Consider the following 14,767-nt stretch of genomic DNA (forward strand, 5'->3'; position numbering starts at 1 on the left):
TACCTTTCTTAGACTCTTTAGTATATGTGTACTATATTTAGATGCGTTTGCCCTGGATGAGCCTATAGTTACTGTTGCACACTATATCTGGCAAATCATTAGTGTTTGCGATCGCAATTTTGGGATTGAGTCTGGTTATGGTGGGATAACTGGCACAGATAACCAAACTAATACCATTTTGGATTTTAGATTTTAGATTTTGGATTGTGAAACATCCATTGGATAAGTGTTTCAGTTTTCCATCTGTCGCAATAATTTTTCAAATTGGTATGACACCTTACTGATTGTGGCGCTGGCGCAGTCACCAGAACTATTTTAAATCGTAATTTGAATCACAAATTCTGTACCCTCTCCCTGTACAGAATTAACTTCCAGAGTGCCGCCATGTTTTTCTATAATAATTTGCCGGGCGATCGCTAAATTCTTATTTACAGCATCAAAACTCTAGTAATTGACTACAAAACCACAAAAAAAGGCAGATTTTGTGTATGCTCTGTGACTAAGTGCCTTAACAATACTTTTTCAGGAGTAAACATGGAACACGCCATCTCTGCGTTGGGAATTTTAGTTTTTATTAGTATATCCTACGCCTTTTCTGTTAATCGCCGTGCGGTGCGTTGGCGAATAGTGGTGTGGGGTTTGGGATTAGAATTTGTGTTTGCATTAGTGATTATTAAAACTCCTTGGGGTTTAAATGTGTTTAAATCTCTGGGAGATATTGTCGGTCAATTTTTAGCATTTTCTGATGTTGGGGCAAAATTTGTCTTTGGAGAAAATTTTAAGGATCATTTCTTTGCTTTCCAAGTGCTGCCAACAATTATCTTTTTCTCTGCTTTCATCAGTGTGTTGTATTACTACGGCATTTTACAGCGAGTCGTAAACGTGATGGCGTGGGTAATGATGAAGACGATGAAAACATCGGGTTCTGAATCTTTATCCTGTGCAGGTAATATCTTTTTGGGGCCAACAGAAGCGGCGCTGATGGTTAAACCTTACATAGCGAATATGACGCAATCGGAACTCCATGCCGTGATGACGGGTGGTTTTGCCACAATTGCGGCTGGAGTACTAGGAGCATATCTTTCCTTTGGCATCCCGGCAGAACACCTAATTGCTGCTTTCTTTATGACTGCTCCCACATCGTTGGTGGTATCAAAATTACTTTACCCTGAAACCGAAGTATCAGAGACGGCTGGCAAAGCAAAAGCATATATAGAAACCAATTATGTAAATGTAATTGATGCTGCTACTACCGGAGCAATTGACGGCGTGAAGCTAGCAGTTAATGTTGGGGTAATGATTATCGCCTTTTTAGGATTATTAGCTGCCCTGAATGCACTTTTGGGATGGTTAGGGGCATTTGTGGGCTTACAGCAACTCTCATTACAGTGGATTTTGTCTTTTCTCATGGCTCCCGTGGCGTGGCTGATGGGTGTACCTTGGGCTGATTGTTGGCAAGTTGGGGCTTTATTGGGTACAAAAACAATTTTGAATGAGTTTATTGCTTTTTTGGATTTGAAAGCATTAATTGAAAGTGGCAAAATCTCTCAACGCGCAGTAATTATTACAACTTACGCATTATGTAATTTTGCAAATATCGGTTCAATTGGCATTACCATTGGCGGCATTGCGGGGATAGCACCTAATCGCCAACATGACTTAGCTCGCATGGGTGTAAGGTCAATGATTGGCGGATTGTTAGCGGGTTTTATCACCGCTTGTATTGCTGGGGTGTTGATTTGAAAAAGTTAGAGAGACGCGATAAATCGCCGTCTCTACAGGGAATTTATCCATCAATTATTTATTGACAGACTACTATTCATCTGTAGAGTAGAACTGTTGGGCGTAAAAACGGGCATACCGTCCTTCTTGAGACAACAGGGAGGTATGAGTACCAGCTTCAACCACCTCTCCTTGTTCGATTACGAGAATGCAATCAGCCCGACGAACGCTGCTCAAGCGATGGGCGATAATAAACACGGTACGATTTTGCATCACTCGTTCTAGCGCTTCTTGAACTAGTGCTTCTGATTCAGAATCGAGGGCAGAGGTGGCTTCATCGAGGATGAGAATTCGAGGATCGTTGGCAACTGCTCTGGCGATCGCTAATCTTTGGCGTTGTCCTCCCGATAGGTTAACTCCCCGCTCTCCCACCCAAGTCTGATAACCCTGGGTAAACTGGGTGATAAAGGAGTGAGCGTTGGCAATCTTTGCTGCTTCTTGAATCGCTGCTAAATCTAATTCTTCTTGACCGTAACCGATATTTTCAGCGATCGTTCCCGAAAAAAGAGTAACATCTTGGGGAACAATGCCAATTTGATGGCGCAAGCTGGTAAGTGTGACATCACGGATATCAATATCGTCAACCAGAATTTGACCCCTCTGAGGGTCATAAAAGCGAAGTAAAAGGTTGATTAACGTCGATTTGCCTGCTCCAGAAGAACCAACCAAGGCAATGACATCACCAGGAGAAGCGTCTAAGCAGAGATCCTTAAGAACTGGCTGATCGGGATTGTAGGCGAAATCGACATGACGATACTCTACTTTGCCCATAACTCGTGGCATTGCCTGAGCATTCGATTTTTCGCTGATACTAGGCTCCTTCGCCATCAGTTCAAAGATGCGTTCAACAGAAGCTTCGGTTTGTTTGTACTCGTTGTAATTGCTAATCAGCATGTCGATTGGCTGAATCAGTAAAGCCACAGCAGCTAAGAAACTGATAAACCCTTGAGTGGTCAGTTGTCCTTGAGAAATCTGCCATCCTCCTAATAAAAACAGCAGTATAATGCTAACTGCTTCCAAAAAACCGACAACGGGAAACTGAATGGATTTGAGTTGTAGGGCGCGATACTTAGCTTGGCGATTGATTTCTGCTTCTTTATTGAATCGCTTCACTTCATATTCTTGGGCTGCAAAAGCCTGAACAACGCGAATTCCGCTAAATACTTCAGTTAGCATCGCTGACAAATTGGAAACCTGATTTTGGCTCTGGCGAGATAGTACGAGTAATCGCTGACCAAATTGCCCGATCAACCAAGCCATTAAAGGAGCCAAAATCAAACCCGCAAGAGTGAGCGGCCAATTCAGGTAGAGCATGTAAATGGGAATCGCAATTAACTGCAACGAATTGGAAAGAAACTGATGGGATAACTTGTCCACAATCTCGCCGACGCGATCAATATCTTCAGTTAGGCGATAAGTCAAGTCTCCTGTCTGTGTGGTTTCAAAGTAATCTAATCCAAGTTTGTGCAGGTGAGCATAAACCCGCTTACGCAAGTTTAAAACCATGTTCAGAGTAGCAGCGATCATAAAGACATTCTGCCCGTATTGACAAAGCCCTCGAACAAAAAATACCAAAGTGGCTAGTCCGAGCCAGTAGGCAATCTGGTTTACATTTCCCTGACCAAGAAAAAAAGCGACCTGACCTGCTAAATAGGGTATTGCTAGGGTGAATAACACAAATCCTAGAATACAAGCCAATCCCCGAATTAACAGCGGCCATTGGGGCCAGAGATAAGGCAAGAGTTGCCAGTAACTAGAGCGGACTTTCATAGGTAATGTAAGAATTCAGGAGTTAGGAGTTAGGAGTTAGGAGTTAGGAATCAGGAGTCAGAATTGAGGTGCATTAAGGCGTTAGCCTACCACACCATGTTACCCAACCGTGCCGACTCCTGAATTCTGACGTAATTTCTACTCAGTTTCTCCTAAAGAGTTTAGTAGAAAGCGGGCAATTCTCTCAGATGCGCCGGGTGGGCCAAATCGCTCAGGGCCATTTTCTTTGCACTTAGCGAGGTAGTCTGAATCTTGTAAAGTTTCAACTACTCGTTTAGCTGCTTGCTTGAGAATCGCAGGGGTTGCTGGCTTAGTGCCGATGGTTTGGGCAGAAATGCCTAACAGCCGCGTTTGCGCTTCTGCAAATTGATAGGTAAATTGAGGGCCCTCTCCAGGAATCTGGATAATAGGTTTCCCGATCGCTACAGCTTGCTCTACTGCCAACCCTGCCATACCAATCACGAGAGTAGAGTAACATAGGATGTCACTGAAGGCATCTGAATAACATCTCACTTCTACAAGCGGTGATTCGTCAGGAGAATTTCCTGGAGGAGAATAAGTGAGTATGCCTTGAGTCAGCTGCCAACCTTGACTTTTGGCAATGTCGTCTAGTTGCTGCATTAAACTCGGTATCAAGGCTGCACGAAATTGTAATCCTGACTCAGGCATCACCTTGGCGATTTCTACCACTAGTTGCAACAGCAAACAAAAATTTCGCGCGGCTTCCGGCATCCGCGATCCTGGTAAGATTGCGATCGCTCTCTCGTCCGGTTTCAGGTGCAAGTCTTTGCCAGTAGGGACGAGCCAATCTAAAGCCGGAATGCCAGCTAACTGAGCTTTAGTTAAACCTTGCCGTTGGAGGTCATAAGCCGTATGGGAATCCTTGGTGAAAATTGCCAGACATCTGGAAGAGTTAAGGTCGTGCCACAGCAGTGGATTGAGACGCAATCGCCCTTCATAGAGAGCAGAAAGACAGGAGATAAACGAGACGAAGGGACGCTTTGTTAAGTAAGCAAATGTCTGGGAGACAAAATCCCCAGTAGCCATAATCAAATCGCAGTTAGGAGCATACTGCAACACCGCTTGTAATTGTCGCCACGTTAACCCAATCAATCCCGATTGAAAATCTTTGAGCAAATAGAGACGCTTCATGTAAAAGAATCCCCCAGAGGGCATTGTTTGTGTGGGCCCAATAATGGGAATGTCCAAGCTGCGGTAAGCTTTTCCTTCACCCACAATCGGCATTGCCGCCATCTCAATCGAAGGACACAATTGGCGCAGGGTCTGAATAACATGAGAGGTGTGGTTGTCCTCTCCGTGGCCGTTACTGATAAACAAGATTCGCTTAGAAGGCATCTTGGGGTTTGGATAGGTCTAAAATGCTTGTTTGGTGAGATTTTTAACCTACATTGGGTGAGTAGGCTAAGAGATTGATAGTCTTTTTACTATTGAGAGTTTGTAATTTTATAGACAAATCTACAAAGTTACTTTTTTTGCTGTAAACCAGAATGGAATTACTGCTAATCCCTGTTTTTGCAAACGCTAATCTATCAGAGAATACAGTATTAAGAGTACAAGCGCTATGGGTACATCGATCTGAATTCAATTCAAAGATGCAGTAATTGTTGAACTTCTGCATTATGTAACTTCTTGGCAAATATCGGTTAAATATTCTATTTTGTTAAAATTCAAATTTTTTGTAGATACTCAGGTGGCACGCGCTCGACTAGCCAAACACCATTAGCAGAACAATAGAAGATGTAACCTGCCTGATGCATTACCGCAGTATTTACAGCAAAAACGACTGGTTTTCCATGCCTTGCACCAACAGTTTTTGCTGTTTCTATATCCTTTGATAAATGGACATGATGTCGCGACATTTTGCAAAGTCCTGTTTGCAGAATTAACTCTACAGATTTGCGTCCCGTGCCGTGATAAAGCTTATCTGGAGGAACAACAGCTTCTAATTGTAAATCGACTTTGATACTATGTCCTTGGTTTGCACGAATGAGATTACCTGTAGAATCAAAAGAAAAGCGTTGCTTCTCATTGAATTCAACTACCACCTGTAATTCCTCACGGGTAATCGGAAACTTGTTTTGAGCACAAGCGGTAAGTAAGTCATCAATAGCAACCCAACCACCAGGGGCAAGTTTAATTCCAATGGCATCTGGTGTATGTCGCAGATATTTGCTGAGATATTTGCTGATTTTGACGAGTCGAGAATCACTCATTTGATTAAGTATTCATTGGTTATTAGTCATTTGACTTTCGTGTTGCACTTTGATTGTAGTTAATATATTTATACTACAATTGTAGTTTTTGTAGCACAAAATTTTTATTGATGGTTTTATTTTGTGTAAATTGACAGAATTTGTCTTACCATCATGGCTAATGCCATTCCAACGATCGCAATGAGTGTCACCTTTCCACCAGGAACGAGTGGTTGATTTGTGCTATCTGAATTTTCTTGTTCTTGACGTTGTTTCCAACTCATTAACGCCGGAATAATTCCACCGAGAACTGAAATACCAAATGTTCCAGTGTAATCTAGGGCAGTAAAAAAGATGCTGGGGTTAAGCGTTCCCAGAGTCATCGGCGGGAAAAGAACCAGCGAATAGAGGGGTAAGCGGCTAGAAAGTTGCCACTGTGCAGGCAGGAAAATATCTTTAAACAAATCCAGCAACCCGTACACAAATCCAATGAATGAAGTGGCGATCGCAAACTCTGAAAAAATGGATACTAGCACTCCTAACCATTCCCCTGCTCCACCTGCTCGGAGAATTTCCAGTGGGTCAAAAACAGGTCTACCGTCAGATATACCATTTAGCATATCAGGACTGACACTTCCTAAAATTACGGCATTCCACGCCAAGAACATAATTAGAGGAATCACAGAACCAATAAAGATGGACTGACGAATTTTGCGGGCATCCCCTTCGAGTTGCGTCACAACCAATGGTACAACGTTTTGGAAAAACAGCGCCACAGACATCACTGAAATGGCACTACCAAGGGCACTCCAGTTCTGAAATAATAGCTGGGCAGTCTGAATATGTCTTCCCCCCAGAAATAATAATCCTAAGAAAGAAACGATGACAATTACGACAAAGGCGCTGTTTAATTTCTCAATAAACTTTTCTCGCCCAAGATACATAATGCCACCAAATAAGAGCGTGAAAGCCATTGTGCCCATCCACGTTGGCAATATCTGCATACCGCAGACTTTTGCCGCCGCCACTCCTAAAATCTCTCCGCCTTCGGTGATGTATGCCACCAACAGAGCATAGTGTATGAATAAATATGCACCGCCAGCAATTCGCGCTCCTACCTTACCAAGGATCTTCTCAACAACTCCCAAAAAACCTATACTTGAAAGCCCTTCTGTTCGCATCGTGTTTAAGGTAACTTCTGCAACCAATAACCCCGAAACTAGAGCGTAGAGCCAAACAGCAATCAGTCCAGATGTGGATGGTAGGATACCAGATGGCAGGGTAACGGCTGGTAGAGCGAGAATCCCAGCCCCAACGGTGGTTCCCGCAATTAATGCAGTACTTCCCAATACACTACCCGGTTGACGATTGAGTTTTTTTCCATCAAATTCGAGATGAGAAAACAACCGAGTGACTTGCTCTGAATTTTTTAGAACGGTCTTTATGGGAACCATACTGAATATCCGTACCTAAACCAAACAATATTAACATACGTAAATATTATTCGTAAAAGCCCTGATGTTCCTGGTTTTTCAAGCAATTTTTTTTGCTAAATAAGCGATCGCTACTTCATTATCAACACAATTTTAATAACACAAATGTCACTTATTGCACTTTATTAATTAAATAGACCACGCAGTAAAAAACATTGTCCCAATAAACAGATGTAGTTTAAATTTCAACTTAAGGCTTTTGTGAATAAACGAGAGCGATCGCCCAAATTAACTCCATCACCAAAAAAGCGATCGCTAATTTCCCCTCATCAGAAATGCGATCGCTTTTAAGTCTTTTGACTAGAACGTTCATGACAGCGTATATGCTACCATGTTTACATAGTGATTAAAATTGTAGTTAATACCAGCGTTTTTATTAGTGCGCTGATTAGCTCTAAAGGTTCTAGTAGAGAACTAATCCGACGCTGTTTAAAAGTAGAATATCAGCCTTTGATGGGAAATGCTTTGTTTTTGGAGTATGAGTTAGTCATTCATCGCTCAGAAATTATCACCAAATGCCCTTTAACTAGTGAAGAAATTTCTGCTTTACTTGCATCATTCATGAGCGTAAGTCAATGGGTTTATATCTATTATTTATGGCGACCTAATTTAAAAGATGAAGCTGATAATTATTTAATTGAATTAGCAGTTGCCGAAAATGCTCAAATCATTGCCACTCACAATGTCAAAGATTTCCAAAATACTGAATTAATATTTCCTAAATTATCAATATTAAAACCTGAAGAACTTATTAGGAGTTAAACAAAAATGGCAACTTTAACTATTCGTTTACCAGACGATAAGCATAATAGATTGAAAGAACTTGCTCAAGCCAAAGGCATCAGTGTCAATAAATTGATTGAAGAACTTTCTATCATAGCTCTAGCAGAATTTGATGCCCATACAAGATTTAAAGCAATAGCTGCAACTGGCAACCCAGAAGAAGGCTTAAGAATACTGGCTAAACTTGATGCTCTGACAGAATAGAGCTTGTATGGCGATTATGTAAACACCAACCAGAGGCGATCGCATCAGCCCTATCATGAAAAGTGCGTAGGCGCAGCCCGTAGGCATCGCAGTTTGTTAATTGGAAATTTAACTTTTCAATCTAATCCCACAGAAAACAATTTACCAACTTGCGCCAAATCTACATTTCCACCACTGATGATGACACCAACCCTCGCCTCTGGTGCTGTCACCACACCTTCGAGTAAAGCAGCAGCAGCTAATACTCCAGTGGGTTCAACTACAATTTTCAAACGTTCCCACAAGAAAAACATGGTGCGAAGAATCGCTTCTTCCGATACCGTCACCATATCATCGACGTAATGCAGCACTAGGGGGAAAGTAATTTTACCAAGGCTAGGAGTCCGCGCACCATCAGCGATGGTATCAGGATTTTTGACAGTTTGTAAGGTTTTGGTGTGAAAAGAGCGGGTAGCATCGTCGGCAAGGGCTGGTTCTACCCCGATTACTTTACAATTAGGTAGAAGTGCTTTGGCTGCGATCGCACACCCTGAAAGTAATCCGCCACCGCCACAACAAACTAATAGTAAGTCCAACTCACCAACTTCTTGGATTAGTTCTAAGGCAGTTGTCCCCTGACCGGCGACTACATCAGGATGATCGTAAGGGGGAATGAGTGTTAAAGAGCGCTCATCTGCTAACTTTTGGGCTAATTCTTCCCGGTTTGTTTCTTGGCGATTGTACAAAATTATCTCTGCACCATAACCACGAGTGGCAGTTTGTTTAACGGCAGGAGCATCATCAGGCATGATAATGGTGGTGGGAATATTTAGTAATTGTCCAGCTAAAGCGATCGCTTGGGCATGATTTCCCGATGAATAGGTGATAACGCCTGTTTGTTTTTCTGCTATCGATAGTTGAGCTAGGGCGTTGTACGCGCCTCTAAATTTAAATGCCCCCGTGCGTTGAAAGTTTTCGCACTTAAAGAATACTTGGCTATTGGTGCGATCGTTAAAGGTTCTAGAAGTAAGCACAGGTGTGCGGTGGGCAATCCCTAAAATGCGCTTTTGTGCTGCTTGCACGTCAGTTATAGCAACGGAATTATGTTGTGGCATTGATGACGATATTAAATATTTTTGTTCTTGTTTATATAGATACAGATTTTTATATTTGTGTCTAATATCCTGGATTGAAGCATACTCATTTCAGGTGGCTAGCATCATTTATTGTCTGCATAAAAATAGCTACAGCAGACATTATATATTGCTGTAGCTAAATTTATAAAAGTTAATTAATTCAAATTAATCATTTTTGTCACATGAATAAAACATCTGAAAGTCGGCAAAAAAGAACTGCTCTAATTACAGGAGCGGCTAGTGGGATAGGCTATCAATTAACCCAGATTTTTGCTCGTCATAATTATAATCTTGTGTTGGTAGATAAAAATGAACAAAAACTTACTGAAATTGTAGATGAATTTCCCGATAAATTTGGCATTTTTGTCAAAATTTTTGTGAAGGATTTATCTATCCCAACAACCCCAGAAGAAATTTTCACAGAATTACAGCAAGCATCCCTCAAGATTGATGTGCTGGTTAATAATGCTGGCTTTGGTACTTATGGAGCATTTTGCGAAACAGACCTCAGCACTGAATTGAAAATGCTTCAGGTAAATATGGTCAGCCTGACTCATTTAACTAAGTTGTTCCTTAAAGATATGGTCGAGCAAAACTATGGAAAAATATTAAATGTGGCCTCAGCGGCTGCTTTTCAACCGGGGCCTTTAATGGCAGTTTATTTTGCTACTAAAGCCTATGTATTATCATTTTCAGAAGCGATCGCTAATGAATTAGAGGGTACAGGTGTCAGCGTGACTGTTCTTTGTCCAGGGCCAACAGCATCAGAATTCCAACAAAATGCTGCAATGGAAGACTCTAAGATTGCTAACGTTAACAGAATGATGGATACGGAAACCGTTGCTAGGATTGGTTATCGGGGCTTAATGAAAAACAAAACTGTTGTTGTTCCTGGGATGAGAAATAAAATATTAACTGAAAGTGTCAGATTTACGCCCAGAAATTTAGTCACAAAGGTTGTTAGAAGTATGCACGAACTTCAAAAAAAGAAGTAGTTCGAGATTTTATACTCTTTTCAATAAGACCCGAACAATGGATTTTTTAGAGGAAATAATTTCTTGTTCGGGTTTAACCATTTGCAAAAATCAGCTAAATTTCGCTTTAGGAACTTCCAACTAATAAATTACCTACCCCGCAAAAGCACAGTTAGAGACTTTTTCTTTGGAAGTCCCTAACTGTTTTACTGTTTTACTGTTTTACTGACTTTTTACGGTGTATAAGAAACCTGTTTTCTACTACGGAAGAAATTTCGTGTTAGCCTCTATTACTCTTCCAAGGGCCCCAGATAGCTAAAGTAATACCAGGGCTTTGAATGTTGACGAACAAAGTACGACCATCAGGTGAGAAGCAAGCTCCAGCAAACTCACCAGTTTGGAGGGCATTACGCGCAAATTTGTAGATTTCACCACTGGGAGTAATACCGATTAAGAAATTATCACCGTCTCCGTCCTCACAGAGGATAAGATCGCCAAAAGGTGCCACAACTAAGTTATCGGGCATATCGAGTTCATCTTTAGATTGAGACTCGACAAACAATTCAATTGTCTCTTCACCTGGAATGTAGCGCCAGACCTGACCACCGCCTACAGGGCCACCATCTGTAGCAGTGAAGTAAAATTCTCCTTTGCAATTGTTGCCTTTTTTATCCTTCTTATCCTTGTTGTCTTCATAATAGATGCCTTCCCCACGGCTAAACTGGGCTGCACCTAAGTTGCGACCTTGCACTCTGACATTATCTGTAGTTGTTGGGTTGGGGTCAGGAATATTCACCCAATCTACAGACAACTTCTGTCCTACTACGAAACCGGTCTTGGTGTTTACTCCTGGTCTACCTATAATCCTCAGAGCTTGAAGAATGCCTCCTTCTTTTAACTGGCCACGAACCTTCGGGATAAAACGGTAGAAGAGGCTATCTCCTCTATCTTCAGTTTGATAGACATATCCAGTTTCGGGATCTACAGCTATAGCCTCATGATTAAACCGTCCCATCGCAACTAGAGGCACTGGAGCTACAGGAGAAGTGGCGCTAGCTGGAACCTCAAAGTTGTAACCGTGTAACTTTGTGACTCCATTAGTTGCACTTGGTATAGTTGTATCTTCTTCACAGCTAATCCATGAACCCCAAGGAGTTAAACCACCGGCACAGTTACGAATGGTTCCGCCGAGAGAGCTGAACTGTTTGATCAACTGGCGATCGCGTCCAACAACTAGAGTCGTAGTGCCACCTCTGCAAATGGGATCGTAGGGATTTGGTACTTGTACTCGTGTACCAGAATTGATGCTAAGTTCGTGATTGCGAACCAGAATGGTTGTGTTTTTGGGTCCAGAGAAGGCTGCCATACCGTCATGATTACTAGGCTCTAGATTGCCATCACTCATCAGGGTTCCAGTGCGAGAGATAACTTGATACTCAAATCCTTTTGGTAAATCTAACAAACGATTGGGATCTGGTAAAAGTGGACCATATCCTTTACCAAGTTTTTTACCAAAGGCTTTTCTGGCAAGAAGACCTTCCAAAGGAGACACCATCAAAGTGCCGACGGCAGTAGTACCTGCTACTGCAAAGAATTTACGTCTTGAGAGTGTCATGAGGATGATTGGTTACTTAAGATAATGCTTAAGGAAAAATATTTGATTGTGATTAAGTTTGGGTAATGCTTTATTTAATTTAGGTTAGTTAATAAAAAATAAATTTATATAAAAGCTTTTCAAAATCAGCCAAATTTATGCATATAAATTTTATCTCAACAGAATTCAGGAGTCAGAATGGGCTAAACCTTAGCTATCCGCTAACAGAATGGATTTTGTACGAAAAAACGAATGAACAAGGAGGTTTAAAACCCCCACCCAATCATGATTGGACGGGGGTTTAATTGGCGGGTCTGTAGCAAGACTCCGCAGGGTATCCTTCACTGATTGCGAGTCCGCGTACCCTGAAGCGATCGCACCAGAGCATCTTGATTCTGAATTCAACGCCCACCAATACGATCAAATACAGGTGTAGTCCAGCGATCGACTAGTTTGCCCAGAATTGACATTTCTTGAACCAAGCGGTCAAATTTCTCAGGGGTGAGAGATTGGGGGCCATCGGATAAAGCTTTTGCGGGATTGGGGTGAACTTCAATCATTAAGGCATCTGTACCAGCTGCGATCGCAGCCATTGCCATTGATGGAACATATTCAGACCTACCAGTACCATGACTGGGATCGATCATAATTGGTAAATGGGTAAGCGATCGCAACACCGGCAGCACTGATAAATCTAAAGTATTGCGGGCATATTTACCATCAAAGGTTCTAATTCCTCGCTCACAAAGAATTACATTGGGATTTCCAGATGCCATAATATATTCTGCCGCCATCAGCCACTCGTCAATTGTTGCAGACATACCCCGCTTCAGCAGTACAGGTTTATCTTGAGCGCCTACCTTTTTCAGCAACGAAAAGTTATGCATATTTCGCGCTCCGATTTGGATGATGTCAGCTACTCTCGCCACTGCGGATAAATCGGCAGCATCCATTAGTTCTGTGACGATACCTAAACCAGTAGCTTCCCGCGCTGCTGCTAATAAATCTAAAGCGCTTTCACCATAACCTTGAAAGGCATAAGGTGAAGTACGGGGTTTGTAGGCTCCGCCACGCAAAAACTGTGCCCCAGCAGCCTTCACCCGCTTTGCCGTTTCGACAATCATCGCTTCATTTTCAACAGAACAAGGCCCGGCTACCACTACAATCGGATGATGTTCGCCGAAATAGACACGACCGTTAGGTGTCGGTACAACCACCTCGCTAGCTTCTCCATGTCGAAATTCTCGACTTACCCGCTTGAAAGGTTGTTGCACTCGTAATACTTGCTCAATCCAAGGGCTGAACTCCTGAACCTGTAATTTATCAATGCTAGTGGTATCACCAATTAGCCCCAGCACAACTTTATGAGTACCAACACTTTTTTCTACCGTGACTCCCCAAGTCTCACTCAGTTCTTGGCTGATGCGAGTAATTTCTTCAGCAGGTGTACCGCTTTTAAGTATGATAATCATCTGTTTTTCCTTCCGTATAGTTAGTTTTTGGGTGTAATATATTGACCCCTCTCCAAACCTCTCCCTGAAACGGCTACGGTGTACACACAAGTCTGAAATAGCTGATTAAGCAGGGTTTTACCCCACCCTAACCCTCCCCGTATGTATTGGGGAGGGAATTAGATTTCCTGTTTCCCCCCTTTATAAGGGGGGGATTAAGGAGGGTAATTCGACTTGTGTAACCGTAGCCGAAACGGAGAGAGGTTCGTCTAGCGCAAAAATTCCGCAAGTTGTTCTAGTTTTGTCCAAGCCGCGCCGCTTTGCAGAATTTCCTTGGCAAGGGCAATACCTTTAACACAACCTGCTAAAACATCAGTTTCCCCATGAATGGCTTCACCAACTTGCAGAGCTAAGGCTGTATTTAAAGCGACTACATCTTGTTGCGCTTGAGTGCCTTTACATTGCAAAACTGCTTTCAAGATTTCGGCATTTTCTTGGACATCTCCACCGTGCAACGCCGCAGTGGGTGCAAAACTTAAACCAAGTTCTTGAGGATTGAGTGTCAAAGAGCGGACTTTTTTATCTTGGAGTACAGCCAAATCAGTGACATCTGCTAAACCAGCTTCATCTAAACGTTCCCGTCCGTGGAGGGCGATCGCTTGCTGACATCCCAGTTGGGATAAAGCTTGAACAATCTCTTCCAGTAATAGCGGATCGTTCACACCAATAATTTGCCCTGTCGGTCGCATGGGATTTACTAGCGGGCCGAGCAAGTTAAAAACAGTCCGCACCTTCAAAGTTTTTCGCAAAGTTGCGATCGCCTTTAGTGCAGGATGCCAGCCGGGAGCAAACAAAAAGGTGATTCCGACTTCACCCACTGCGGCTTGTACTTTTTCAGGAGTGGCGTTGAGATTTATACCCAAAGCTTCTAGCACATCAGCGGAACCAGCCTTGCTGGATGCCGAACGATTGCCATGTTTGGCAACCTTTACCCCAGCAGCAGCAGTGACAAAGGCCACAGCAGTGGAAATATTAAAGGTTGAAGCACCATCTCCACCAGTTCCACAGGTGTCAATTAGGGGAACTGGGAACTGGGAACTGAGAACTGGGGATTGGGATTGTAAGACGGTGGCCATGCCGACTAATTCTTCGGCAGAGACGCCTTTGGCTTGAATTGCGGCTAAAATCGCTCCTGATAGAACATGGGGAATGGCATCGGTGAGCCAACCTTGCATCAAATCCGCAGCTTGGGGAACCGTCAACGATTGCCGATTTAACAACTGTTGTAATAAAGCTGGCCAGTTGTAGAACTCAGAAGAGATGGAGATTTTATCGGGTGGAGTTTGCGTTACAGCGATCATATTTATTGGGCATGGGGCATTGGGCAT

At 42.6% G+C, this 14,767-nt stretch carries 14 protein-coding genes; 5 read left to right on the forward strand and 9 right to left on the reverse strand.

Annotated elements, in window-relative coordinates; all coding sequences use genetic code 11:
- Together HWQ42_RS03005 and HWQ42_RS03010 are read left to right on the forward strand one after the other, a co-directional pair.
- Positions 1–196: hypothetical protein (locus HWQ42_RS03005; protein WP_292809167.1), on the forward strand; the 196-nt coding region annotated here is incomplete at its 5' end.
- 338 nt (positions 197–534) lie between these two features.
- A complete protein-coding gene (locus HWQ42_RS03010) occupies positions 535–1,743 on the forward strand; it encodes a NupC/NupG family nucleoside CNT transporter (RefSeq protein ID WP_292809168.1) in 1,209 nt (402 codons plus the stop codon).
- A 72-nt stretch (positions 1,744–1,815) separates the two neighbouring features.
- Here HWQ42_RS03010 and HWQ42_RS03015 read toward each other — a convergent pair whose 3' ends face one another.
- The 5 genes from HWQ42_RS03015 to HWQ42_RS03035 form a co-directional block, all read right to left on the reverse strand.
- The gene (locus HWQ42_RS03015; RefSeq protein ID WP_292809170.1) at positions 1,816–3,552 is read right to left on the reverse strand and encodes an ABC transporter ATP-binding protein; all 1,737 of its coding nucleotides are present in this window, start codon (positions 3,550–3,552) and stop codon (positions 1,816–1,818) included.
- Positions 3,553–3,690: 138 nt separating this feature from the next.
- Entirely contained in the window at positions 3,691–4,908 is a 1,218-nt protein-coding gene (locus HWQ42_RS03020) for a lipid-A-disaccharide synthase-related protein (RefSeq protein ID WP_292809172.1), read from the reverse strand.
- A gap of 332 nt (positions 4,909–5,240) precedes the next feature.
- Positions 5,241–5,786 (reverse strand): RNA 2'-phosphotransferase, encoded by a 546-nt coding sequence (locus tag HWQ42_RS03025; protein ID WP_292732751.1) that lies wholly within the window; start codon positions 5,784–5,786, stop codon positions 5,241–5,243.
- A 116-nt stretch (positions 5,787–5,902) separates the two neighbouring features.
- On the reverse strand, positions 5,903–7,219 hold the full coding sequence (locus HWQ42_RS03030; protein ID WP_292809174.1) for an amino acid permease: 1,317 nt from the start codon (positions 7,217–7,219) through the stop codon (positions 5,903–5,905).
- A 229-nt stretch (positions 7,220–7,448) separates the two neighbouring features.
- Complete coding sequence (locus HWQ42_RS03035) at positions 7,449–7,571, reverse strand: hypothetical protein (RefSeq protein ID WP_292809176.1); 123 nt, start codon at positions 7,569–7,571, stop codon at positions 7,449–7,451.
- Positions 7,572–7,597: 26 nt separating this feature from the next.
- Here HWQ42_RS03035 and HWQ42_RS03040 point away from each other — a divergent pair, with 26 nt between their 5' ends.
- Together HWQ42_RS03040 and HWQ42_RS03045 are read left to right on the forward strand one after the other, a co-directional pair.
- Complete coding sequence (locus HWQ42_RS03040; RefSeq protein WP_367119034.1) at positions 7,598–8,020, forward strand: putative toxin-antitoxin system toxin component, PIN family; 423 nt, start codon at positions 7,598–7,600, stop codon at positions 8,018–8,020.
- 6 nt (positions 8,021–8,026) lie between these two features.
- On the forward strand, positions 8,027–8,245 hold the full coding sequence (locus HWQ42_RS03045) for a toxin-antitoxin system HicB family antitoxin (protein ID WP_292809180.1): 219 nt from the start codon (positions 8,027–8,029) through the stop codon (positions 8,243–8,245).
- A gap of 116 nt (positions 8,246–8,361) precedes the next feature.
- On the opposite strand, the gene HWQ42_RS03050 is transcribed toward HWQ42_RS03045, so the two are convergent.
- Positions 8,362–9,339: a threo-3-hydroxy-L-aspartate ammonia-lyase gene (locus HWQ42_RS03050; RefSeq protein ID WP_292809182.1), complete on the reverse strand. Its 978-nt coding sequence runs from the start codon at positions 9,337–9,339 to the stop codon at positions 8,362–8,364.
- A 203-nt stretch (positions 9,340–9,542) separates the two neighbouring features.
- Here HWQ42_RS03050 and HWQ42_RS03055 point away from each other — a divergent pair, with 203 nt between their 5' ends.
- Positions 9,543–10,355 (forward strand): SDR family oxidoreductase, encoded by an 813-nt coding sequence (locus tag HWQ42_RS03055; protein WP_292809184.1) that lies wholly within the window; start codon positions 9,543–9,545, stop codon positions 10,353–10,355.
- Positions 10,356–10,614: 259 nt separating this feature from the next.
- Here the strand turns inward: HWQ42_RS03055 and HWQ42_RS03060 are convergent, their stop codons facing one another.
- The 3 genes from HWQ42_RS03060 to trpD all read right to left on the reverse strand — a co-directional run bounded on the left by HWQ42_RS03060 (position 10,615) and on the right by trpD (position 14,740).
- Complete coding sequence (locus HWQ42_RS03060) at positions 10,615–11,949, reverse strand: alkaline phosphatase PhoX (RefSeq protein WP_292809186.1); 1,335 nt, start codon at positions 11,947–11,949, stop codon at positions 10,615–10,617.
- 380 nt (positions 11,950–12,329) lie between these two features.
- On the reverse strand, positions 12,330–13,400 hold the full coding sequence (aroF, locus tag HWQ42_RS03065) for a 3-deoxy-7-phosphoheptulonate synthase (RefSeq protein ID WP_292809187.1): 1,071 nt from the start codon (positions 13,398–13,400) through the stop codon (positions 12,330–12,332).
- Between the two features lie 248 nt (positions 13,401–13,648).
- Positions 13,649–14,740 (reverse strand): anthranilate phosphoribosyltransferase, encoded by a 1,092-nt coding sequence (trpD, locus tag HWQ42_RS03070; protein ID WP_292809301.1) that lies wholly within the window; start codon positions 14,738–14,740, stop codon positions 13,649–13,651.
- Positions 14,741–14,767 lie beyond the last annotated feature (27 nt).

It is taken from the genome of Nostoc sp. JL23 (assembly GCF_017115065.1).
GTDB classification, from domain to species: domain Bacteria; phylum Cyanobacteriota; class Cyanobacteriia; order Cyanobacteriales; family Nostocaceae; genus Nostoc; species Nostoc punctiforme_A.

Coding starts and splice junctions, on each gene's coding strand:
- HWQ42_RS03010 (WP_292809168.1), top strand. CDS start 535: ATGGAACACGCCATCTCTGCGTTGGGAATTTTAGTTTTTATTAGTATA.
- HWQ42_RS03015 (WP_292809170.1), bottom strand. CDS start 3,552: ATGAAAGTCCGCTCTAGTTACTGGCAACTCTTGCCTTATCTCTGGCCC.
- HWQ42_RS03020 (WP_292809172.1), bottom strand. CDS start 4,908: ATGCCTTCTAAGCGAATCTTGTTTATCAGTAACGGCCACGGAGAGGAC.
- HWQ42_RS03025 (WP_292732751.1), bottom strand. CDS start 5,786: ATGAGTGATTCTCGACTCGTCAAAATCAGCAAATATCTCAGCAAATAT.
- HWQ42_RS03030 (WP_292809174.1), bottom strand. CDS start 7,219: ATGGTTCCCATAAAGACCGTTCTAAAAAATTCAGAGCAAGTCACTCGG.
- HWQ42_RS03035 (WP_292809176.1), bottom strand. CDS start 7,571: ATGAACGTTCTAGTCAAAAGACTTAAAAGCGATCGCATTTCTGATGAG.
- HWQ42_RS03045 (WP_292809180.1), top strand. CDS start 8,027: ATGGCAACTTTAACTATTCGTTTACCAGACGATAAGCATAATAGATTG.
- HWQ42_RS03050 (WP_292809182.1), bottom strand. CDS start 9,339: ATGCCACAACATAATTCCGTTGCTATAACTGACGTGCAAGCAGCACAA.
- HWQ42_RS03055 (WP_292809184.1), top strand. CDS start 9,543: ATGAATAAAACATCTGAAAGTCGGCAAAAAAGAACTGCTCTAATTACA.
- HWQ42_RS03060 (WP_292809186.1), bottom strand. CDS start 11,949: ATGACACTCTCAAGACGTAAATTCTTTGCAGTAGCAGGTACTACTGCC.
- aroF (WP_292809187.1), bottom strand. CDS start 13,400: ATGATTATCATACTTAAAAGCGGTACACCTGCTGAAGAAATTACTCGC.
- trpD (WP_292809301.1), bottom strand. CDS start 14,740: ATGATCGCTGTAACGCAAACTCCACCCGATAAAATCTCCATCTCTTCT.